Source organism: uncultured Gilvimarinus sp. (assembly GCF_963975215.1).
Lineage (GTDB): Bacteria > Pseudomonadota > Gammaproteobacteria > Pseudomonadales > Cellvibrionaceae > Gilvimarinus.
This window is the reverse complement of record NZ_CAXBFW010000016.1, coordinates 32,609-53,529: the sequence shown is the minus strand read 5'-3', so window position 1 is coordinate 53,529 and position 20,921 is coordinate 32,609. Positions and strand designations below refer to the sequence as shown.

At 53.5% G+C, this 20,921-nt stretch carries 17 protein-coding genes; 5 read left to right on the top strand and 12 right to left on the bottom strand.

What is annotated here, in order from left to right; genetic code table 11:
• Positions 1-42 precede the first annotated feature (42 nt).
• Positions 43-192 (top strand): hypothetical protein, encoded by a 150-nt coding sequence (locus AAC019_RS11530; RefSeq protein WP_339899049.1) that lies wholly within the window; start codon positions 43-45, stop codon positions 190-192.
• Here the strand turns inward: AAC019_RS11530 and AAC019_RS11525 are convergent.
• From AAC019_RS11525 to AAC019_RS11515, 3 genes are all read right to left on the bottom strand, one after another.
• Positions 170-1,090, bottom strand: a complete 921-nt coding sequence (locus tag AAC019_RS11525; protein ID WP_339899048.1) for a pirin family protein — start codon at positions 1,088-1,090, stop codon at positions 170-172. The two genes, AAC019_RS11530 and AAC019_RS11525, sit on opposite strands and share 23 nt — an antisense overlap.
• Positions 1,091-1,177: 87 nt before the next feature.
• Positions 1,178-3,583, bottom strand: coding sequence for an acyl-CoA dehydrogenase (locus AAC019_RS11520; RefSeq protein ID WP_339899047.1), 2,406 nt, complete (start codon positions 3,581-3,583; stop codon positions 1,178-1,180).
• A gap of 109 nt (positions 3,584-3,692) precedes the next feature.
• Complete coding sequence (locus AAC019_RS11515; protein ID WP_339899046.1) at positions 3,693-4,493, bottom strand: PhzF family phenazine biosynthesis protein; 801 nt, start codon at positions 4,491-4,493, stop codon at positions 3,693-3,695.
• A gap of 138 nt (positions 4,494-4,631) precedes the next feature.
• Here AAC019_RS11515 and AAC019_RS11510 point away from each other — a divergent pair, with 138 nt between their 5' ends.
• Complete coding sequence (locus AAC019_RS11510; protein ID WP_339899045.1) at positions 4,632-5,639, top strand: glycoside hydrolase family 5 protein; 1,008 nt, start codon at positions 4,632-4,634, stop codon at positions 5,637-5,639.
• A 74-nt stretch (positions 5,640-5,713) separates the two neighbouring features.
• On the opposite strand, the gene AAC019_RS11505 is transcribed toward AAC019_RS11510, so the two are convergent.
• From AAC019_RS11505 to AAC019_RS11470, 8 genes are all read right to left on the bottom strand, one after another.
• Positions 5,714-8,218: a glycoside hydrolase family 9 protein gene (locus AAC019_RS11505; RefSeq protein WP_339899044.1), complete on the bottom strand. Its 2,505-nt coding sequence runs from the start codon at positions 8,216-8,218 to the stop codon at positions 5,714-5,716.
• A 97-nt stretch (positions 8,219-8,315) separates the two neighbouring features.
• Positions 8,316-8,744 (bottom strand): group 1 truncated hemoglobin, encoded by a 429-nt coding sequence (locus AAC019_RS11500; protein ID WP_339899043.1) that lies wholly within the window; start codon positions 8,742-8,744, stop codon positions 8,316-8,318.
• Positions 8,744-9,607 carry a DUF3034 family protein gene (locus tag AAC019_RS11495; RefSeq protein WP_339899042.1) on the bottom strand — a complete coding sequence of 288 codons (864 nt, stop codon included), beginning with the start codon at positions 9,605-9,607 and terminating at the stop codon, positions 8,744-8,746. Before AAC019_RS11495 ends, AAC019_RS11500 begins: the two co-directional genes overlap by 1 nt.
• Positions 9,597-11,936 carry an EAL domain-containing protein gene (locus AAC019_RS11490; RefSeq protein WP_339899041.1) on the bottom strand — a complete coding sequence of 780 codons (2,340 nt, stop codon included), beginning with the start codon at positions 11,934-11,936 and terminating at the stop codon, positions 9,597-9,599. The genes AAC019_RS11495 and AAC019_RS11490 overlap by 11 nt, the downstream gene beginning before the upstream one ends.
• 12 nt (positions 11,937-11,948) lie before the next feature.
• Positions 11,949-12,587, bottom strand: a complete 639-nt coding sequence (locus AAC019_RS11485) for a methylamine utilization protein (protein WP_339899040.1) — start codon at positions 12,585-12,587, stop codon at positions 11,949-11,951.
• A gap of 6 nt (positions 12,588-12,593) precedes the next feature.
• Positions 12,594-14,330 (bottom strand): diguanylate cyclase, encoded by a 1,737-nt coding sequence (locus AAC019_RS11480; protein ID WP_339899039.1) that lies wholly within the window; start codon positions 14,328-14,330, stop codon positions 12,594-12,596.
• Between the two features lie 147 nt (positions 14,331-14,477).
• Complete coding sequence (locus AAC019_RS11475) at positions 14,478-15,110, bottom strand: thiol:disulfide interchange protein DsbA/DsbL (protein ID WP_339899038.1); 633 nt, start codon at positions 15,108-15,110, stop codon at positions 14,478-14,480.
• A gap of 151 nt (positions 15,111-15,261) precedes the next feature.
• On the bottom strand, positions 15,262-15,942 hold the full coding sequence (locus tag AAC019_RS11470) for a c-type cytochrome (protein WP_339899037.1): 681 nt from the start codon (positions 15,940-15,942) through the stop codon (positions 15,262-15,264).
• 278 nt (positions 15,943-16,220) lie between these two features.
• Here AAC019_RS11470 and yihA point away from each other — a divergent pair, with 278 nt between their 5' ends.
• Positions 16,221-16,865 (top strand): ribosome biogenesis GTP-binding protein YihA/YsxC, encoded by a 645-nt coding sequence (yihA, locus tag AAC019_RS11465; protein ID WP_339899036.1) that lies wholly within the window; start codon positions 16,221-16,223, stop codon positions 16,863-16,865.
• 336 nt (positions 16,866-17,201) lie between these two features.
• On the top strand, positions 17,202-17,327 hold the full coding sequence (locus AAC019_RS11460) for a hypothetical protein (RefSeq protein ID WP_339899035.1): 126 nt from the start codon (positions 17,202-17,204) through the stop codon (positions 17,325-17,327).
• Here the strand turns inward: AAC019_RS11460 and polA are convergent.
• The gene (gene polA, locus AAC019_RS11455; protein WP_339899034.1) at positions 17,324-20,050 is read right to left on the bottom strand and encodes a DNA polymerase I; all 2,727 of its coding nucleotides are present in this window, start codon (positions 20,048-20,050) and stop codon (positions 17,324-17,326) included. The genes AAC019_RS11460 and polA overlap by 4 nt on opposite strands.
• A gap of 400 nt (positions 20,051-20,450) precedes the next feature.
• Here polA and AAC019_RS11450 point away from each other — a divergent pair, with 400 nt between their 5' ends.
• On the top strand, positions 20,451-20,723 hold the full coding sequence (locus tag AAC019_RS11450) for a hypothetical protein (RefSeq protein WP_339899033.1): 273 nt from the start codon (positions 20,451-20,453) through the stop codon (positions 20,721-20,723).
• Positions 20,724-20,921: the final 198 nt, after the last annotated feature.

Here is a 20,921-nt window from a genome sequence, read left to right as displayed (position 1 = left end):
CTTTTTACCCTGTTATGTAGCGCGGCTTGCACGCAAAACAAAATGGCTAATCACTATAGCTGTAGCTATGAAACCACAGAAGAAGCCTACGAAAACTGCATGCAGGTCGCCAATGGCATCGATCACGAGACAGCGCATGCGGCGGGTGAGTCTATTAACGAGAAAGGCACTAAGCCTCAGGCAAAGGAATAAAGTCGGTGTCGCCCGGAACATGACCAAATTTTCCCTCACGCCAATCCGCTTTTGCCTGCTCGATTAGCTCGCGGTCACTGGCGACAAAATTCCACCACAGGTGTCGCGGACCGTCCAGCGGCTCGCCCCCAACCACAACAAACACTGCCCCCGTTGCGCTGCGCACGATGATCTCTGCGGCGGGTTTTAACACCGCCATTTGCCCGTCGCTAAAACAGCAACCATCCACCTCGATAGCGCCTGTCACAAGGTAAATAGCCCGCTCGGTATAATCGGCGTCAATTTTTAATACACCGCCCGGCGCGAGGTTAACATCGGCATAAAACAGGGGGGACTGCGTCTCTAACCGGGCGTGCGCGCCAAAACACTCCCCTGCCACAACCCTTACCCGGGCCCCATCGGCCTCAATTTCGGGCAAGCTCGCCACACTGTAATGCACAAATTGCGCAGCACACTGCTCAAACGCTTTGGGTAACGCCACCCATACCTGCAGCCCCATCAAGGTTTGGCCCTGGGCTCGCGCCGTATCCGAGCTGCGCTCGGAGTGGACAATACCGCGGCCAGCGGTCATCCAATTAACCGCGCCGGGGGCGATAAGCTGCTTAAACCCCAAACTGTCACGATGCAGAATACTGCCCTCGTACAAATAGGTTAAGGTCGATAACCCGATGTGGGGATGAGGCCGGACATCGAGCCCTGCGCCTGGGTTAAATGTGGTTGGCCCCATATGATCAAAAAATACAAATGGGCCCACCGCCCGTCGTTTGGGCGCCGGCAAAATACGACGAACCGAAAAATCGCCGATGTCGCGCATGTTCGGAATAATCACGGTTTCAACCGGAACCCCGGCGTCGCCCTGTTGGCGGCAGTCTGGGTCGGCATCAGCTAGCCTGCTCATTGGCGGCTCCTGCTAATTTATTATTGTAAACCGCGAGCACTTGCGCCCGCGGGGTCTCACACTTATGGCGTTAAACGATTGTTAGCCTTAAAGCTTATCAAAATTATCGGTTAACAGGCAGTCGTAGCGCCGCGCATCGTATTCCATTAGCGGTGTCACATCAGATTCATTAATAATGCCGCGCGCTACCGCATCGTGTAAGCGCGACTCCAGGGTCTCGCCCGTTAGCTCACCTTTTGCCTGCGCCCGGGAGAAGTTGTGCCAGCTATCACCCAGCGCCAGCAGCATCTGGTACGTAGTCTCTACCCGCCCTACCGAATCAGTGGGATCATTGCTTACGTAGACATAGCTGGCCAGCTGCTGACGCACGCTGTTGTCTTCCATAATCAAACCACCCAGCCGCCGCACAGCATCATCGGACGGCGCTTTGTACTTGCGGCCAAAGGTAAATGTAGCCAGTTTAAAGACCCAGGCGGCAGGGCGCAGCGGGAAGTTACGATAAAAATCCAACAGCGCCTCTTGAGCTTTATAAAGCGATTGCTCTAAGGCAAATTGCGCGTGGGCGTCTTCATCATCGGTACGTGGGTGCGCGCCGTGAAATTTTAAAATGCTACAGGCAATAAATAACTGACTGTGCACATCACCTAAACGCGCCGACAGTAGCTCGCGGCGCTTTAAGTCGCCGCCCAGTACACCCAATGCCACATCGGCCGCCACCGCAAATGCTGCGCTCATATGGTTAATGTGCTGATACCAGCGGCGCGAGAAATCATCGGCATTAACCGGTGTGGGGCTAAAGCGCGAGCCGGTAAAACTAAACAGCTTGAGGCGGGTGATATTGCTGAGCACATGGCCTATATGCTTCATAAACAGGCCGTCAAAGGTCTCCAACGCCGCATCTTCGTCTTCAGCTTGCAAGGTTTGCACCTCATCAAACAAGTAAGGATGACAGCGCATCGCCCCCTGGCCAAATATCATCAGCGAGCGAGTCAGAATATTCGCCCCCTCGACGGTAATGGCAACCGGTAGGGCGCGATAGGCAAACGCCGTAAAGTTACGTGGCCCCAGCTGAATAGCGCGACCGCTGACCACGTCCATGGCGTGATTAACCGAGGTGCGCATCAGCTCGGTGGCGTGGTATTTGGCCATGGCGGTCATCACCGATGGCGCACCCGAGTCGAGCCCGCGAGTGACTAATTGGCGCATAGCCTCCAGGGTATAACCATTGGCGGCCACTTCGGCGGTGGCCTCTTGCACACCTTCAAACTTGCCCACCTCCATATTAAACTGGCGACGGATTCGGGCGTAGGCGCCCACGGTTAAATAGCTCATCTCGCCACTGGCGGTCGACAGCGCAGGCAGCGATACGCCGCGCCCGGCACCTAAACACTCGATCAGCATACGCCAGCCTTTACCGGCCATAGCGGGCCCACCAATAATCCAATCCAGCGGAATAAAAACATCGACACCTTTGATCGGGCCGTTCATAAACGGCGAGCCGGGGTTATGGCGCTGGCCAATCTCGATGCCGGGATGATCGGCGGGCAACAAGGCACAGGTAATACCGTAGTCGGACTTGTTGCTATCCCCCAACAGGTGCTCCGGGTCTTTTAGCTTAAACGCCAAGCCCACTACGGTGGCAATCGGCGCCAGTGTGATCCAGCGCTTAGAGAAATTCAGGCGCAGACCGACAACTTCCTGGCCCTCAAATTGGCCTTTACAAACCACACCAATATCCGGGATCGAGCCGGCGTCAGAGCCCGCCTCCGGGCCAGTTAAACCAAAGCAGGGAATCTCGGTGCCGTCAGCCAGCCCCGGCAGCCAGCGCTGCTTTTGCTCGTCGGTGCCGTATTTCATCAACAGCTCACCGGGGCCCAATGAGTTAGGCACCATGGCGGTCACCGCCGCGGTAATCGAGCGACTGGCAATCTTGCTCATTACCCGGCTCTGGGCGTAGGGGCTAAAGTCGCGGCCGCCGTACTCCTCGGGGATAATCAAGCCAAAAAAGCCCTCGGCTTTTAAGTACTCCCAAGCTTCGGGAGACAGATCCTGATCTTCAAAAATCTGCCATTCATTAATGCGCGTACACAGCTCGTTAACCTCATTATCGAGAAAGCTTTGCTCTTTTTCACTCAATTGGGGCAGCTCGATATCGACAAACTTTTTCCAGTCGGGGCGGCCGCTAAATAGGTCTTTCTCCCACCAGGTGGTACCCGCCTCCATCGCCTCGCGCTCGGTAACGCTCATGGGCGGCATGGCTTTTTGCAACAATTTGTACACAGGCTGAATAAGTATCGGACGTCGCAGAGCCGGGACATTCAAAAACACCGTCAGCGCGAGCGTAGGCAAAAACAAAAGCCACATCCAGGCCGAGACAAACGTCAGGATAAATGAGCCGGCCACCAGCACCACAGAGCTGAGCAGCAAGGGCACTTGGTAGTAAAACACTACCGTGAGCAAAGCGATAAAGATAACGAGCGACAACAAGAACATAGAGGTTTCTCCGGTTGGTCTAGGTGCCTATACGCAATGACGGCACCCTATAACCATAGACGATTTCACAAACATTATCTTGCTACGGGCCATTACCCAGAGCAGCGTTTTAGAGCTCAGGCACCTGAATTTCACCCTGCAAATACGGCTCAACGACGCCGGCAATAAGCACCCGTGTATCCGCCAGTGTACACTCAAGCCAGCCACCGCGAACAGATAACTGCCGGGCCTTACTACTGGTGCGCTGTAGGCGCTCGGCCCAGTAGGGCATTAGGGTAGTGTAGGCCGAGCCGGTGACCGGATCTTCATCAATACCGGCATTAGGGGCAAAAAAGCGCGCCACAAAATCATCGCTACCCGGTGCGGTCACCACAACGGCAAAATCATGCAACCGCGACAGCGCCCGAAAATCAGGGTTAAGTGCCAGCAGCGCCGCCTCGGTTTTCAGCACCACCATCAACTGCACCCCGTCAAAGCAGGTCTCAATATCATCCTTTTGACAGCCCAGCGCAGAGGCAATGTGACCAACCTCAACGTCTAGCGCAGGGCCGGTAAGCCGGGCCGGAAAGTCCAACTGCCAGCCGTCCCCGTGGCGCTTAACCGCTAACGGGCCACTGGCACTGCTAAAAGCCACGTCGTCGCCTTCTAGCAGGCCTCGCTCAGCCAATACATAGGCCGCCGCCAATGTGGCGTGACCGCACAAATCGACCTCCCGCGCCGGCGTAAACCAGCGGATCGACCAAGGGGTTTCGCCGGTCACCACATAAACCGTTTCGGCAAGATTGTTTTGCGCGGCAATTGCCTGCATTTGCTTATCGGGCAAAGGCTTATCGGTAATGATGACCGCCGCTGGATTTCCGCTAAACGGACCGCGAGCAAAAGCATTTACCACATCCATGGCAAGACGCACGTTTCACCTCCTGTTCAGTCACACACCCTTTGAGTTCGGGTGTAAAGAATTGTTTTTTCGGCATCGCCGCTGTTGGACAGCCACGGCAACGGTTAGTATAAATGAGGCTAGCAATTCTTACATAAAAAGGCGCTTATAATGCCCACTAAATCTCTACCCTGTGTACTGCTTGGCACTGCGCTTAGCATCTGCCTACCCACGCTGGCGGACACCGCTGTAGAGCACTATGGCCAGCTTGCGGTCAAAGGCAACCAAATTGTCGATCGGCAGGCGCAACCGGTCTCCTTAGCGGGGCCCAGCTTATTCTGGAGCAACACCGGCTGGGGCGCCGATAAATACTACAACGCCGAAGTCGTTAATTATATTCAGGAGCAGTGGAACGCGCCCATCATTCGCGCCGCTATCGGCGCCGGTAAAAACGGCGGCATGCTGACTCACCCGGAGGAAAATATCGCCAAGGCGGAGGCGGTCATCGATGCCGCCACCGATCAGGGAATGTATGTAATTCTTGACTGGCACGCCCACCACGCCGAAGACCACCCGAAAGATGCCATTGCATTTTTTCAGCACTTTGCCCGCAAATACGGCGCGCAACCCAATATTATTTACGAAATTTACAACGAGCCTCTGGCCGACACCGATTGGGCGAGTGTTATTAAGCCTTACGCTGAAGAGGTGATCGCCGCAATCCGCGCGATCGACCCAGATAACCTTATTATTGTCGGCACCCAAACCTGGTCACAGGATGTAGACAAGGCGGCCGATGACCCTATAACCGGCATCGACAATATCGCTTACACCCTGCATTTTTATGCCGGCACTCACAAAGCCGAGCTACGGCAAAAAGCCCAGTATGCACTGGACAAGGGAATCGCGCTAATGGTGACCGAGTGGGGAACGGTTGACGCCAACGGTGACGGCGCCGTCGATAGGCAGAGCACCCAGAAGTGGCTAGACTTTATTAAACGCAATCAGCTGAGCCATGCCAACTGGGCACTTAACGACAAAATCGAAGGCGCTTCAATGCTAAAAAATGGCACAGCAGCGGACGGGGCCTGGAGTGATGACGATCTGACAGAATCAGGGCTTTATGTAAAAAGTATTGTCAAAAACTGGAGCGATATCGATTACTCCGGTGACGAGTAAAATTGTTGTCTAACAGAAAATAAAAAAGGCAGACCCTCACCCAAGAGCCTGCCTTTTAACCTTTTATGGCGGGGTTAATGCACAGCTTCCGAGCTGGCTTTAACGCTATTGGCCTTTTCTAATGCCTCCACGGCTAACGCCAGAAACATATAGTTGGTGGCACCACCGCCCATCACATACTCCGTTTGCTGCCAAAAAAACGGCCAAACTTTTAGCTCGGGTAAATCGGGACGAATAAGCGCCGTACCAGAGATCACACCGCCCGGAATATACGACCAATCGGCACGATTAACCCCATAGGCAACCAATGCGGACTGTGACCCCACGCCGGAGGCAAACGAGCTGGTATTGTTACCTGGGTGAACCCCCAACACAAAGTTTAAGGCGTTAACATAAATGTCACTGCTGGCGATATCAGGCCAGGATTTATGCACAAAGTATTGCTTAACCCCAAAGTCCTGAATTCCCCAACCTGCGCCCCAAATATGCGGTTTATAGGGTACGCCATAAGGCGTTTCAGCGGCCTGAGCCTCTACCCGCTTTTGCTGATCGACCACCGCATTATTAATCGCACTCACAAACTCTGGATTATCAACCGCCGTCATTACCCGGCCAATGGCCCAGGCGCTGTTGTCAATATCGGCCACTATTTCCGCTTTCATGCCTGTCAGCGTATCGATATAAACCTGCTTACCGGTGGCTAATATTAGCTCCGCCAAAGCAAAGGCGCGTGTGGCGGTTTTATCTGACTTAGCAAACGCACTGGTGTAAATGGCTTCAGCAGCTTCGAGTGCTTGTTGTGCCAACGCCGGGTTATAGCTTTGCATCACCCGTGATGCTGCCGCCAACCCTGCGGCGACATCCAGCTCGCGGTTAGGATTTTGTTCGGTAAACACCCAGCGATCGTCCGGTGTACCCGAGCGCCCATCTCTAACTTCGCCGGGCTTTAAGCTTGGGTGATACACCAAGTTGTCGGTTTGCGCGGCAGCATCGCCCAACATCACGTATTGACGCTTGGTAGGAACAATAATACCCCGGTACAACCGACCTAAGTTTTCATAACCACCCAACACCGACAATAAGCCGTGCTCAATTTGTTGCAAGGCATCATTTTTTCCGTCGGGTTGGTGAATTTCCACCAGCTGTTTTGCCTGATCGATACTGGTGGCGTCGTAGTTTAAACCAAACTCTTCAACCATCATCGCCAACAGCCAAGTCGTGCCAATCTGAGACTCAACCCGCAAGTCATAATCGCCCGCATCGTGCCAACCGCCTTTATTTAAACCCGGTACCGGCTGGCCAGGCTGAAATTTGGTTAAGGTTTCGGGGCCCGAAATATACCCATCAATGTGGTTGTAATCGACCGGCGCCATTAGCGCATCGTCATGGTGACACTTATCATGCCATACCCGATACTTTTCATTAACGCGCATATGGCACATTTGCACCGGCAAATAATATTCCAGCGTCGGCTGCCAGGCGTGACGCGAGTAAACATCTTCACCAATTTTAAAAGGTTGTGATTTTTGCCCGCGGTAGGCAATTTGATACATGCCAGGCTCGCGCACGTCAGAAAAGTCATAACGCAAATAGTGATATCGTAAAAAACTACCCCAGGGCTCTGGCACCGCTTCTGCCACCGCCTTAGCGCCATCGGCGCCAAGCTTTAACAACTGAACCTTACTCGCTTTGGTATCACTCGCATCCTGCTCAATCACCGCGGTTTTAGGCAAGCTCACGCCATAGCCCAACTGCGAGACCTGAATGACCGGTTGATATTGCCAGTCATCAATAACGTTGGGCGTTACCACCCACTCAATCGCATTGCGGCTCGCCTCGGCCGGTATTAATGAACGGACAATAAACCAGCCATTGTTATGGTTAGCCCGGCCGTCCCACAACTCCAGCTTGCCACCTTTTACCTGCTCGATCTGCAACCTTTGTGCTGCGGCCTCGGGAGCGACCACTAATGAGGTTCCAGTTGCCAAGGGTGCACCTAACCACTCTCCGTGATGTTCAACCACCGGGCCATTCGGCTGATTGGTAAAAATACCAGCGCTGTCATCCATTAAATACGACTTACCAAATAAATCGCCGGGGAACAGCTCGAAATTAAATCCCACCTTACCGATCCATTCATCGGGCAAAGGTTGCGATAAATCAACACTGATTTTAAAGCTGCTCCCCTCTAGCGGCTCGACGTGAACCTTATAGGTAAATTTTAGGTCGGGATAAATAATTGGGTTAAAACCCTTGCGGTTTTTGCTTTCATCGGGGTATGCGAGCGTCTGGGAAATACGTTGGTTTTTCTCGTCGACCAGCGCATCGCCCACACCGGCCGGCACTGGTGACCACTGTCCCGGCGAGGTTTCTAAGCGCAAGTCGCCATTGGCTGCCGTGCGCTCACCATGCTGAATAACGGTTACCCCCGTTTGGTGTCCATCGGGGTAAATATCCGCAAATACCGTAACATCCAGGCCGGGCATAGAGAAATAACCCCGCTCGTTAAGCTCTAAGCTTTCGGCCGCGTGCAGTGTTCCGGCAGTCAGGGCTAAGGCAGAAAGTAGCAATGCTCTCATGGCTTTTCTCTCTTATGCTTTATTTTGGTTAGAAAGGTTAACTCAACCATTGTATAGCGCCTTACCGGCGCTCGAGTTAATAAATGTAACGTTTAGTTTATTGATAAACTACGTCGCGATAACTGGGCGCTAAACGCTTCAACAACTCATTTTGCGCCTGTGTGGGGACCTTCTCGTGCTCCATGGCGCGAATCAAGTTAATCACGATGGCGTTAAACTCCGTGGCCGTATACTGGTGGCCCGCGTGAATCTGCTGCATACTGTCGCCAGTATAAGTGCAGCCGCCATCACTAACACTGCAGATATATTGGGCAAACCCAACGCGAAACTTTTCAATATCCACACCAGAAAATCGATCAACCACCCGGTCATCTTGCGAGATACTAACCAGCAGCTGATAGACAATAGCGTCAACACCTGAAGGGCCACCTAACCGCTGGTATAACCTGGACTCTGGCGAGTGCGACACACAAGACACAATCCCAGCCAGCACCACTATTAAATAGCAAGCACTTAAAATTCTCATCAAAAACTCCCCTGAATAGATAAGTACCAGCCATCCTGACTGGGTAAAGTCGCCACTTCACCCAAATCGACCCACGCGGCTACCGCCGTCACATATTTATTTGGAAACCACGCCACAAAAGCAGTTTGCCAGTCGTCTTCGCTGGCAAACGATAAGTTGTCCGGTTTGTTACGATGCTCTACCCCGAGCAGCCAATGCTTATTATAGAAAACACCACCTGAAAATTCCGCCTGCCACTCACGCTCACTATTCAAATCGCCGCCAAAGCCAACCAAGCCCCCCTGATTAGCCCGGGTATACCGGGCATTCATATTTAGCAACAAATTATAGCCAAAAAAACCACCCAAAAAGACTTTAGTGGCGGCCACGTTATAATCCAGGTCACTGTCATCAAGGGCGCCAGCGGCGGCGGGAATAAAAAAGTCATGATTTTTCTTATACTGCATACCGACACTGATTTGTGGCATGGCGGTATAGAGTACATCACCGGCTACTCTAACTTTTAACCCCACCACGGTTTGTCGAATTGTTTCATCGGTCACGCCCAGCGCCGCAGACAAAGTCTGATGCTGCAGCGTCTGGTCAGCGAGCGATAACTCAAATCGGTTTCGCCAGCTCCAGCTAGCGCCCACTGCGGTCAAATCGTAATCGGACGTGTTCACCACACTTGCAAAGACGGCACCGCCACTTTCCTCCTGCGCCCCATAACCCGACATCACAGCCATTGGCACGATGCCTCCACCGGCAGTACCTTCAATGGTGCTGGCGCCCCCAGTGGCAATAATTCTGCTGCCTTGCCCAGCCATGACAGGTAGCGACAATGCGAACATTAACGCCGCTATTAAGATCCGCTTAACCTTCATGTTGTACCCGCTCCTGGTGCCGATAACGCTTTAACCATTGCTCAAACTTATCGAATGGCAAGGCCTTGCTGTAAAAGTAACCCTGTAAGGTATTGCAGCCATGAGCCAACAACCAATCGCGGCTGGATTCCGACTCTACCCCTTCAGCGGTCACGCTTAAACCAAGCGAGTGACCCAGATCAATCGTTGATTTTACAATTTGCTGGTCGTCCGGATTGCGCTCGAGATTCAGCACGAACGATTTGTCAATTTTAAGTTCACTGACCGGCAATCTTTTTAACTGCGACAGTGATGAGTATCCGGTGCCATAATCGTCAATCGAAAGCTCTACGCCTAACGCGTGTAGTTTTTCCAGGTTTTCTAAGCTCTTTTCCGTCTCGCGCATTATGGCGCCCTCGGTCATCTCAAAACATAAACCACTACTGCTTTGAGATGACCGATGAAGTAAATGCGCAACAAATTCGCACAACTCATTGTCCAGTAAATCGAGCACCGATAAGTTAACCGACAGCTTAAAACCCGGGTACTGTTTGCTAAGTGCAGCAAGCATCACAACCGCCTGCTCAATCACCCAGCGAGTCAACAGGTTTATCTGCCCGGCACTTTCTATAACGCTGATAAACTCCTCCGGGTTAACAAACCCAAATTGTGGGTGTACCCAGCGCACCAGCGCCTCACCACCTAACGTTTGCTTCGCATTAGGCGACACTTTTGGCTGTATATGCAGGGTTATTTCTCCGGCCTCTAGTGCCGGACGAAAATCTGTTAATAGCTGTAAACGGCGCAAGTGATCTTCATCCCAGCCAAGATGATACCCCGACACTCCGGCATGACTCTGCCGCGCGTGATTAAGAGCAAGGTTTGCACGCCGCATTAATAGTTCAGGGCGCATGCCGTCGCTCGGGTAAATGGCGTAGCCGACGTTAAGCTCCGCGCGAATCTCACTGGTATTAATGTGCAGTGGCCGGCTCGAGCTGTTGCGCAGCTGCCACATACTCGCTACGCCGTCCGCTACCGTTGGCTCCGTGACAATCAATAAAAACTCATCACTACCTAATCGCACAGCTCGACCATCCGCCCCGACAAAAAGACGCAGCCGAGCGGCCAGCTCCTGCAACACCTGATCGCCGGTTTCGGCTCCCAAGGTGTCGTTAATTTGCGTAAATTTGTAAATATCGACAACCGCAACCAACGCGACCTTGTCGCTTTGGCTTGCCTCAGCGATTGCCTGCTGCAGTAACGCAAATACCTGCGAGCGATTCGCCAGCCCCGTAAGGCTATCGTGCTGGGCCTGAAACACTATTTGCCGCTCTCGCTCGGCAATGGCGTGCTGCATGCTCGTGAACGCTTGGGTTAATTCTGCGAACTCATCCTTACCCCTCGCCTCAATAGGAGAATCATAATTACCCTGAGCAATGGTTCGGGCAATTCCCGACAAGCGCTTTACCGGCTCAGTCACATTGCGCGCCAACACTAAAGCGATAAACCCGGCAATCAGTAAAAAGGACACTGCCAGTGACAGCAATTGTGTATCTAATATTGAAAACGGTTGTAGTGCCCGGGCCAGCGGTGCCTGCAAAACAGCGATAAGCGTTTGTGGCTGGGTAGCTATGGATACGCTGTTGTAGAGCACCTCACCGCCACGCCATACATGGTTGGGCTCGGCGGTTAGCAGCTCTTGCGAGTCACGCAGCTGTAGTCGTGCATCGGGCTCTAGCGTTCCACTCAGATACTCGTATCGCTGCTCTCCCTGTAGCCAAAAAGAGACATCGAGATCCGTCAGGTTTTTCAGATCTTCGCTGAGCGCCTGATCTATCTCAAAGCCAATGCCTGCCGTACCAATACGTACCGGCGCATTGATGGGAGAAAACACCACTTGATAGAGCGTGCCATCAATCACCAGAGGGGCGTACAGAGCGCCGCTGCCGGAAAGCGCGGCCGTTAATTGCGACAGCGCTTTATAACGCTCTGTGTCTAGCTCGCCACTGCTGGCCGTAAGTCGCCCATCCAGGCCTATAACAAAGGCGAGATCGGCATTGACCCTCGCGGCATGATTACGTAATGCGGAGCGAATGGTGGCGCTTTCACTACTGGCCACGGCTTGTTTAAAACCAAAATCATCGGTGAGCACATTCACCGATTGCGCCAACTGCTTTGCCCGCGTCGTCATCAGCTGCGAAAATAAGCGCCCGCCGCGATCGAGCTCGCGGTAGGCGTCGTCAATAACGGCGTCGAGAATCACCGTGCGGGTGGCAATATATGAGGAAGCTTGCAGTAGCACGACCATGCCCAGCAAGATCAAGATCAACTTAATGCGGTAACGCATCATGATGGCGGTCGCTTATCGATCAAACAGTTTTTCCAGGTCTGTTTTGGGCTGACTGTCGCGCGGGTCCGGTGCAAGTGGCGACAACGTAAAGCTCAGCGAATTCGGGTTTTGGTGAATCACGACTGACTGGACGATCGGCACGGTGCTGCGCGGGTGCTGAATTTCCAGTTGATATTGGCCAGCCGGAGCATCGATAGTCACCAGGCCGCGGCTATCGGTCAGTGCATAGTAGGGCGTGTCTAATACATAGACGTATCCGACCATAGAGTCGTGAATATTGCAGCCAAGCACCACTTGACCGGCGGTATCAAATTTAACCGGTTCGGCCGTTGAGCCATGATACAACTTAAGCTCGAAGCGTTTAGCCGGCGAGAAAGAGTACACATGATGACGAATGTCATCACTATTAGGAAAGCGTATCCAGCTACCCACCTGAACCGCAGCCACATAGGGCACAAACTCCCGGCCCACCTGATCCACCACCGCGTATGTTTCAGCCGGGGCTGTCACCGGCTCGCGGCCATGTAGCGCCACCACGGCATTACTCAGGCCATCACCCTGCGCGTCTTGCACGTGAACCTCGAGCGCGTATACCTTTGCCCCGGCACACAGCCACAAAGTAACAACCAGCCCGGCAATCATACATTTCATAGATTGTTACTCTCCACTCGCCAACATACAGGTATTGCGCCCTGCGGCTTTCGCGTCGTAAAGCGCTTTATCGGCGCGCCCAAACACTAACTCGGCGCTCTCGTCGGCGCCGGCGCGAAACTCGGCAATACCAATGGACACGGTAATGTCCACCGGTGTGTCTTTGTAGTTAAAGGCCGTTTTAGCAATGGCCGCGCGGATGCGATCGAGCACACCAAACGCCTGTTCAGCGTTTGTCTCTGGCATCACAATGACAAACTCCTCGCCGCCATAGCGACCAAAAAAGTCCACTTCCCGCAAGCGCTTGGCGATCGCACTACTCAGCACTTTTAACACCCGGTCACCGGCCTGATGGCCAAGAGTGTCATTAATATTTTTAAAATAATCCAAATCACATACGGCTAAAGTCAGAGGATGACCGTAGCGCTGAAATCGCTGTTGCTCCAGGTGGATGCGTTCATTGTAGGCCTCGCGATTTGGCATGCCGGTCAGCGGATCACTTAGCGCTTTAGCACGCTGCTCTTCAAGTACCTCGCGACTATGCGTGGCCTCTTGCTCCATTTCTCGCACACGGGCCGCCAATAGATTTAGCTGCTCGGTAACCGGGTGATCTCGCTCACTCGCGCTTTGATATTCCTGCAGCGCCGCGCGGATATTACCCAGCCGATTCTGAACCTGATGTTTCAGCGCATCAAGGCTCTCGGCGCGGGCGCTTTGGCCCTCCAACTCGGCAAATTCGCTCAGCATTTTCTGCTGCATTTGGTCACTTGCCTGCTGCCAACCATCGCTTTGCTGGGCCGCGCCTTCAATCACCTGGTAGATATCAACTAACTGCTCATTAACCTCTGTCAGGTAGCCGGTAAAGGCGCGCGTCGCGGCCATGTAGGCGGCCAACACCAAATCCCGGACTTCGCCCAGTGCTGGCAGTAAATCGGCGTTGCTAATGCCCGAGCGCAGTCGGTGTTGCAGCGCGCTAACACGCTCTGGCGCGATGGCTTGGGCCTCAACACTAAGCAACAGCTCGTTAATAATAGCGCGCAAGTTGTCGCTTACCGTTTCACTGTCGCGCAGGGTGGCGTTAGGATTTAACTCAAACAGGGCACGATCGGCTTTGACGGCACTACCACTGCCTTGCTCGGCGCCGGGTGGCAAATGCTCATCCTCTTGCCCGGGTGCGGCCGCAGCGGCCTCGCGCCCATGAGCGTCGCTGCCGGCGCCAAACAAACGTGTGAGTAAACTCGCGGGTCTGGCAGTCTCTTGTACACGCTCTGCCAGCACTTGTTCTTGCAGCTGTTCCAGCGTATGCAGCAGTTCGGGGTAAGCGTCGAGCCGGTTGCGCTGTCGGGTAGCATCCAGGCTAAGACTGCGAAGTTGCTTTTTAAGCGCTCGCTCGGGGGTTAACTGTTGCAAGCGAGCCGCCATGGCCTGCAACGCGGCGCTTTGCTGTGCGGTATTTTTATCACGATAGCGCTCCACATCCAGCAGCGACTGCTCTAACCGCTGTAGGTGCTCGCCCAGGCTGCCTTTATCGTCGGCTCGCAGGCTGCGACGCAAGGCTTCGAGCACCTGGTCTAACTCGGGATGCTGACCTTCGGCCGCGAGGCTAACCCGCGCCAGCGCTTTGGCCAACAGTTGCGACTCGGCCTGATAGGCTTTTTCTTGCTGCTCCTGGGCATCTAATGCATCGAGATACTTATCCCGCCATTTAACGGCCCCGTCGCCAGTAAGCTCAGAATCATGCATCGTTATTGTCACCTGTTACGGTCGATTGCCTCATTATAACCGGCACAAATTTCAACACCAGTTCAGAGCTGTCTAATACCCTATAAAAAAGCCCCGGTAGTGGAACACTACCGGGGCTTTTGCAGATCAGATCAGCTGACGGCGTGACTAGTTTTTCTCGGCACGGATTTTTTCAACCAGATAATCAGTAACTTGCAGCATCTCGTGGTGACCGCCCGCGCCGCTGGCGCTGACGCGATAGCGGCCGTCAACAACCAGCTCTGGCGTGCCGCTAATGCCGTAAGCACGCGCCTTGGCATCGCCCTGACGCAATTGGCTGTCGATACCGAAAGACTCAAATGTTTTGGTGAACTTGTCTTTATCAACGCCGTACTGCGAGTAAAATTCGGCAAAATCTTCAACATTCAGAATGCGCGCTTTCTGAATGTGCAAGGCATTAAACAAATCCATGTGCGAGTCCTCTAACACACCGAGCGCTTTAGCCGTATAAAAAGCGCGGGCGTAAGGCTCCATTTGCTTGGCCCAAACGACGGGAGTCTGAACAACATTGACATCGTCACCTTGCTTTTCACGCCACTCGTGAAACAGCGGGTCAAACCGGAAGCAGTGGCCGCAGGTGTAAGCAAACATTTCGCGCACTTCGATCTTATCGGCATCGTCGGTGCGCACGGGCTCGGCGATCTCCGTGTACTCTTTGCCCTCTTCATAGGTTGGGGTGGCTTCCTGAGCACAGGCGACCAAGCTAAATAAGATGCCGATTAGGGCCACGAATACGCGCATAATTTCGCTCCATTTATAAGTGTTTATCGAAACCATTGAATCACAATGACAGAGTATAGAACCACAATTGAATCGCAAGTTCCGGGACAACCTGAACGCTTAAGGACAAAAAAGGCGACCTCTGGTCGCCTTTTTTACTCGCTCACTGCGGTTAGTGCAAACCCGCAATGTAATTAGCCAGCGCCTTAATCTCGGAATCACTGAGGTTTTTAGCGGCCAGACGCATGATCATTTGATCGCCGTCGTTGGTACGCTCACCCGCCCGGAAGGCGTGCAGCTGCTTCTCGATGTACTCGGCGTACTGCCCACCCAAGCGCGGGTAGCCCGCCGGCGCGTTGCCCACCCCGGTGGGTGAATGACAGCCGGTACAGGCCGGAACACCGGTTTCCTGATTACCGGCGCGGAACGTCCGCTGCCCCAGCTCAAGAGCATCGACAACTTCACCGGAGTTAATTTTAACGGTCATTTCCTTGGAGCCAGTCAGCTGCATGGTTTGCGCGGCATAGTGCGCTGCCAGATCCTGCAAATCCTGGTCGCTCAAGCCGCTTAGCTGGCCGGTCATTTCTGGAATGGCGCGGCCAGTGGTGGCTTTATCGTCACCGGAGGCCTGATCCCAGGCTTGAATGTCCCGCAACTGCTTAAGTATGTATTTTTCACCTAGCCCCGCAATTTTAGGGAAGGTTGGCGCAGGACTGTTGCCATCGGCGCCATGACAGGCGGCACAGACAGCCGATTTGTCGGCACCGGCACTGGCATCACCAGCGGCACTAACGCTTTGGGTCAGCGCTGCGGCCCCCATTGCGAGAAGCAAAGATAAAACATGTTTTTTCATTGGCTAACCTGTGAAGTCGTCATTTTGTGTTGGCGATGTTGCCTTGACTTTGCTTGCCAGGCAGAGGTTGAGGCCCCAAAAAAGATGGCTCAACCCGGTTGCAGCCGGCATTATATACTAACTCGCGAAACTCTGAACAATTCCCCACTATAAGGGCGCCCCGATAGCGAAAAGCCATGAAGGCCAGAGGCGGCTCCGAATTTATAGGGGCACCCTAAACCCGAAACCGGTACACTGCCGACTTAGCACCCCATAAGCCGTAATGACGAGTAACCGCCATGTCCGACATCATCGCTTTTAACCGCGCACAATTTACCCAAAGTGCTCCCAGTATCCGCGAGTGTCCTCCCGAAACCGGACGTGAAGTCGCCTTTGCCGGGCGCTCCAACGCGGGCAAATCCAGTGCGATTAACACCCTGACCAACAACTCTAAGCTGGCGCGCACCAGTAAAACCCCGGGCCGCACTCAGCTGATTAACTACTTTGAGCTAACCGACGACACCCGGTTAGTCGACCTGCCCGGTTATGGCTACGCCAAGGTATCCCTGGCCATGAAGCAAAAATGGCAGGCAAATTTATCGGAGTATTTGCACGAGCGCCGCTGCCTGACCGGCCTGGTGGTGGTTATGGACATTCGCCACCCAATGCAGGATTTTGACACCATGGTTATCAACTGGGCGGTTGAGGTGAATATGCCGGTACACCTGCTGCTCACCAAGGCCGACAAGCTTAAAAAAGGCCCCGCCAACACCACCTTGCTGCAAATAAAGAAGCAACTGAAAGAGGCGCAAGTGGACGACTTAATCAGCGTGCAGATGTTTTCGTCGCTTAAAAAGACCGGGTTAGAAGAGCTTAAGGTGAAACTTTCGGGTTGGCTGTTAGAGGGCGGGCGCGAGTTGCAGCCAGAGGAACACGAGGAGTAGACTGAGGCGCAAGCGCAAACAACTGGCAAAAAAAAGGCCGATAACAATTTGTTATCGGCCACAATACTGACATCCTTGGGGGGTGATGCCAGTTACGGATCTGCATGCTATGCAATCAACCTGTAACTAAGACTAGAACGTTTCTGGTTAGTTCATCGGTAACTGTAAAAATTTGTGACCTACGTCTTAACTCCGCCACCTACAACCGCTCTTCCGAACCTGGACTCTACGCGCCCTACCATCAGCCCCATAAAAAAAGCCCCAACCATATGATCGGGGCCTGATGTCAGCAAGTAATTCTGCCAAGTTGGCATTTAGCCAATAGAGGAGGAGCTCATGAAAAAACAAACTGTTCAATGTGCTGTTACTGAGAGTCGCCTCTACCGGAAAAGTTCAGCTTTTGTTCAGGTTTTTTTAACTTTTATCGCTTTTGGCGCAAAAACCCACCAATTTAGCTCTTAATGGGCCTCATCCCAGCTGTCTCCGGCGCCGGCCTCTACCAATAAAGGTACTTTTAAGTCCACAGCGGCGCTCATTCGTTCCGTTACGCCCTGACGCACAGCCTCAAGATCAGACTCTTTAACCTCGAGCACCAATTCATCGTGCACCTGCATCACCAACCTGGCGTCCAGATCACTCTCATACAACCAATCGGCCACACTCACCATGGCTTTTTTAATGATATCGGCGGCAGTTCCCTGCATCGGGGCGTTAATCGCGGTTCGCTCCGCCGCTTGCTGCAACATTTTATTGCGTGCATTAATGTCGGGCAGATACAAGCGGCGCCCTAAAATGGTCTCGACATACCCGGTGGCGTGGGCGAGCGCCCGGGTATCGTCCATGTAGCGGGCGACGCCCGGGTAGCGCTCAAAATAGCGGTCTATGTAACCCTGCGCTTCATTGCGCCCCAGCCCCAGCTGCTTACCCAGGCCAAAGGCCGACATACCATAGATCAAACCAAAGTTAATGGCTTTGGCACGGCGGCGCATCTCGTCGGTGACTTTATCCACCTCGGTGCCAAATACCTCGGCGGCGGTGGCCTTGTGCACATCCAACCCCTGGCTAAACGCACTCAGTAGGCCTTCGTCATCCGACAGGTGCGCCATAATCCGCAACTCGATTTGCGAATAGTCTGCGGCGAGTATTTTGTAGCCCTTGGGCGCGACAAAAGCCTTGCGTATGCGCCGGCCCTGTTCGGTGCGAATCGGGATATTCTGTAAATTGGGGTCTGCCGATGACAAACGCCCGGTCGCCGTCACCGCCTGATGATACGAGGTGTGAATGCGCCCGGTAGCGGGGTTGATCATTTTCGGCAGCTTATCGGTGTAGGTCGACTTAAGCTTGGCCAGCCCCCGGTACTCCAACAGCAGCTTAGGCAGCGGGTAATCGAGCGCCAGCTCTTGCAGCACCTCTTCGGCGGTAGAGGGGGCGCCGGTTTTGGTCTTCTTTTTAACGGGTAAACCCAGGGTTTCAAATAAAATCACCCCCAGCTGCTTGGGGGAGCTTAAGTTAAATTCAGTGCCGGCAATATCAAATGCCTCGCGCTCAAGCTCCTGCAAGCGCTTTTCAAGCTCCTTGCTCTGCTCACCCAACTGCCTGGCATCCACTAAAGCTCCGTTGCGCTCGATATCGGCCAGCACCGGCACCAGTGGCATCTCGATGTCCATGAGTACCTTGCGCAGCGGCTCGTCTTGCTCTAACTGCGGCCAAATGGCCTCGTGCAAGCGCAGGGTTATGTCGGCATCCTCGGCGGCGTAGGGGGCGGCATCCTCTACCTTTATTTGGTTAAAGGTAAGCTGCTTAGCGCCTTTGCCGGCAATATCTTCAAAGTGGATGGTGGTTTCATTCAAAAAGCGCAGCGCCAGAGAATCCATATCATGGCGACCGGCAACCGAGTTGTGCACGTAGGACTCCAGCATGGTGTCCCAGGCGATACCTTTTAGAGTAATACCGTGATTGGCCAGTACATTGCGGTCGTATTTTAGGTTTTGCCCCACTTTGGCTTTAGCGGCGTCTTCCAGTAGCGGCTTCAGCTGCCCCAGCACCCAGTCGCGATCCAGCTGTTCGGGCGCCTCTAAATAATCGTGAGCCAAGGGCACATAAGCGGCGCGGCCGGGCTCGACAGCAAACGATACTCCCACAATCTCGGCACTCATAGCCTGCAGGCTGGTGGTTTCGGTATCAAAGGCAAACAACTCGGCGGCCTTTAAGCGCTCGAGCCAGGCATTAAAGTCAGCCTCGCTTAACACGGTATCGTAGTGAACACTTACTTTCTCTTTGGGCTCTGATTCACCTGCCGGAACGTCTGGGTCGGCATCCAGCTCATCGAGCCAGGTTTTAAACTCCATCTCTTCAAACAGCGCTTTTAGCGCGGCTTTATCGGGCTGGCCCAGCTCGATGTCGTTGACCTCTACGTGCAGCGGTACATCCACTTTAATGGTGGCCAACTCGTAAGATAAATACGCCTGGTCGCGATGCTCAACCAGCTTTTCGGGCATCTTTTTCGCGCCGCGAAAATCCAGCTCGCGGATTGCCTCCAGGTTGTTGTACAGGGCATCCAGCCCACCCACGCCCTGCAGCAGCGCCTTGGCGGTTTTTTCACCCACCCCTGGCACACCGGGAATGTTATCCACCTTGTCGCCCATCAAGGCTAAAAAGTCGATCATCAACTCGGGGCCAAAGCCGTACTTTTCTTTCACGCCGTCTTCATCCAACGCACTGCCGGTCATGGTATTGACCAGCGTTACCTTGTGGTTCACCAGCTGCGCCATATCTTTATCGCCGGTAGAGATCACTACCGGGCGGCCGCCGTCTTTGGCTTGCAGCGCCAGTGTACCGATCACATCGTCGGCCTCTACACCCTCCTCTACCAACAGCGGCAAGCCCATCGCTTTAACGATATTGTGGATCGGCTCAATTTGCGGGCGCATATCATCGGGCATCGGTGGGCGCTGAGCTTTGTATTCCGCAAACAGCTCATCGCGAAACGTTTTGCCTTTAGCGTCAAACACCACAGCGACTGGGCTATCGGGATAATCTTTTAGCAACCGTCGCAACATGCTGATCACACCTTTTACCGCCCCGGTCGGCTGGCCACGGGAATTATTTAACGGTGGCAGCGCGTGATAAGCGCGGTACAAGTAAGAAGAGCCGTCCACTAAGACGATGGGGTTTTGATCGCTCATAAATTTGTCTCGTGTAGCGTATTCGTGGTGCTGGTGCAGAGTCGCCCCAAAGGGGCTCAGGCCTATTCAGGCTTTTATTCGCCCAAAGCCGGCCAGGGCAAGCGCAAGGATACACCAAAGGCTCGCGCATCTCTTTGACCATTCACGCCCACCGCCATCGGTTACCGCAAGTGTTACCGATCAAAAAACGCCCACTTCACCCAGTAAAACCCGAAAAAACGAAGACTTAGAGCACACTTCTCTATTATTTTACAGATAAATCAAGAAGTGCTATGGACTAAACCGCCCACTGTGTTACCATACGTAACAGATGGTAACAGACCGCCACAAGCGGTCGATTACGATAACCGTAACGCGACACACCGCCGCGTTACGTCACCTAAACCAACGGAGGGATCTTATGAAGACCTATGGTGTATTACTGGCAGGATTACTTTTTGCCACCGGCGCAATTGCAGATAACGCCACCGAGCAAGCTGATAACAGCCTTACCCTGGCTGCCAATCAAACGGCTCAAGCCATCAATGTTAAATCAGAGCAAGATTTGGCGGACAACGAACTGAAAGTGATTGATGTTGATTTTACTGACAAAACCGACGCGATTGCCGACAAGTTAAGCGCCAAGATCAATGAGAAGTTCAACGAAAAAATGCAACAAGAGCTGAGCCTGTAACAACAGCTCAGCCTGAAGCACGACCAACTAGCGCCCACGCGTTAGCTTAGGTTGCGCGCTACAGCGTGATTGGACAGATCGATAACGATACGGAAATCGGCGTAAGATTTGATGATTGACAAGATTAATGACTGATTGAAAAGCTTTGGTTGTTCACCAAGCAGAAACCCCGCGGCGGCCAAGCCGGGCAACGCGAGT

Coding starts and splice junctions, on each gene's coding strand:
- AAC019_RS11450 (WP_339899033.1), top strand. CDS start 20,451: ATGAAGACCTATGGTGTATTACTGGCAGGATTACTTTTTGCCACCGGC.
- AAC019_RS11490 (WP_339899041.1), bottom strand. CDS start 11,936: ATGATGCGTTACCGCATTAAGTTGATCTTGATCTTGCTGGGCATGGTC.
- AAC019_RS11480 (WP_339899039.1), bottom strand. CDS start 14,330: ATGCATGATTCTGAGCTTACTGGCGACGGGGCCGTTAAATGGCGGGAT.
- AAC019_RS11530 (WP_339899049.1), top strand. CDS start 43: ATGGCTAATCACTATAGCTGTAGCTATGAAACCACAGAAGAAGCCTAC.
- AAC019_RS11470 (WP_339899037.1), bottom strand. CDS start 15,942: ATGAAAAAACATGTTTTATCTTTGCTTCTCGCAATGGGGGCCGCAGCG.
- AAC019_RS11495 (WP_339899042.1), bottom strand. CDS start 9,607: ATGAAGGTTAAGCGGATCTTAATAGCGGCGTTAATGTTCGCATTGTCG.
- AAC019_RS11460 (WP_339899035.1), top strand. CDS start 17,202: ATGAAAAAACAAACTGTTCAATGTGCTGTTACTGAGAGTCGCCTCTAC.
- AAC019_RS11525 (WP_339899048.1), bottom strand. CDS start 1,090: ATGAGCAGGCTAGCTGATGCCGACCCAGACTGCCGCCAACAGGGCGAC.
- AAC019_RS11485 (WP_339899040.1), bottom strand. CDS start 12,587: ATGAAATGTATGATTGCCGGGCTGGTTGTTACTTTGTGGCTGTGTGCC.
- AAC019_RS11510 (WP_339899045.1), top strand. CDS start 4,632: ATGCCCACTAAATCTCTACCCTGTGTACTGCTTGGCACTGCGCTTAGC.
- yihA (WP_339899036.1), top strand. CDS start 16,221: ATGTCCGACATCATCGCTTTTAACCGCGCACAATTTACCCAAAGTGCT.
- polA (WP_339899034.1), bottom strand. CDS start 20,050: ATGAGCGATCAAAACCCCATCGTCTTAGTGGACGGCTCTTCTTACTTG.
- AAC019_RS11520 (WP_339899047.1), bottom strand. CDS start 3,583: ATGTTCTTGTTGTCGCTCGTTATCTTTATCGCTTTGCTCACGGTAGTG.
- AAC019_RS11475 (WP_339899038.1), bottom strand. CDS start 15,110: ATGCGCGTATTCGTGGCCCTAATCGGCATCTTATTTAGCTTGGTCGCC.
- AAC019_RS11500 (WP_339899043.1), bottom strand. CDS start 8,744: ATGAGAATTTTAAGTGCTTGCTATTTAATAGTGGTGCTGGCTGGGATT.
- AAC019_RS11505 (WP_339899044.1), bottom strand. CDS start 8,218: ATGAGAGCATTGCTACTTTCTGCCTTAGCCCTGACTGCCGGAACACTG.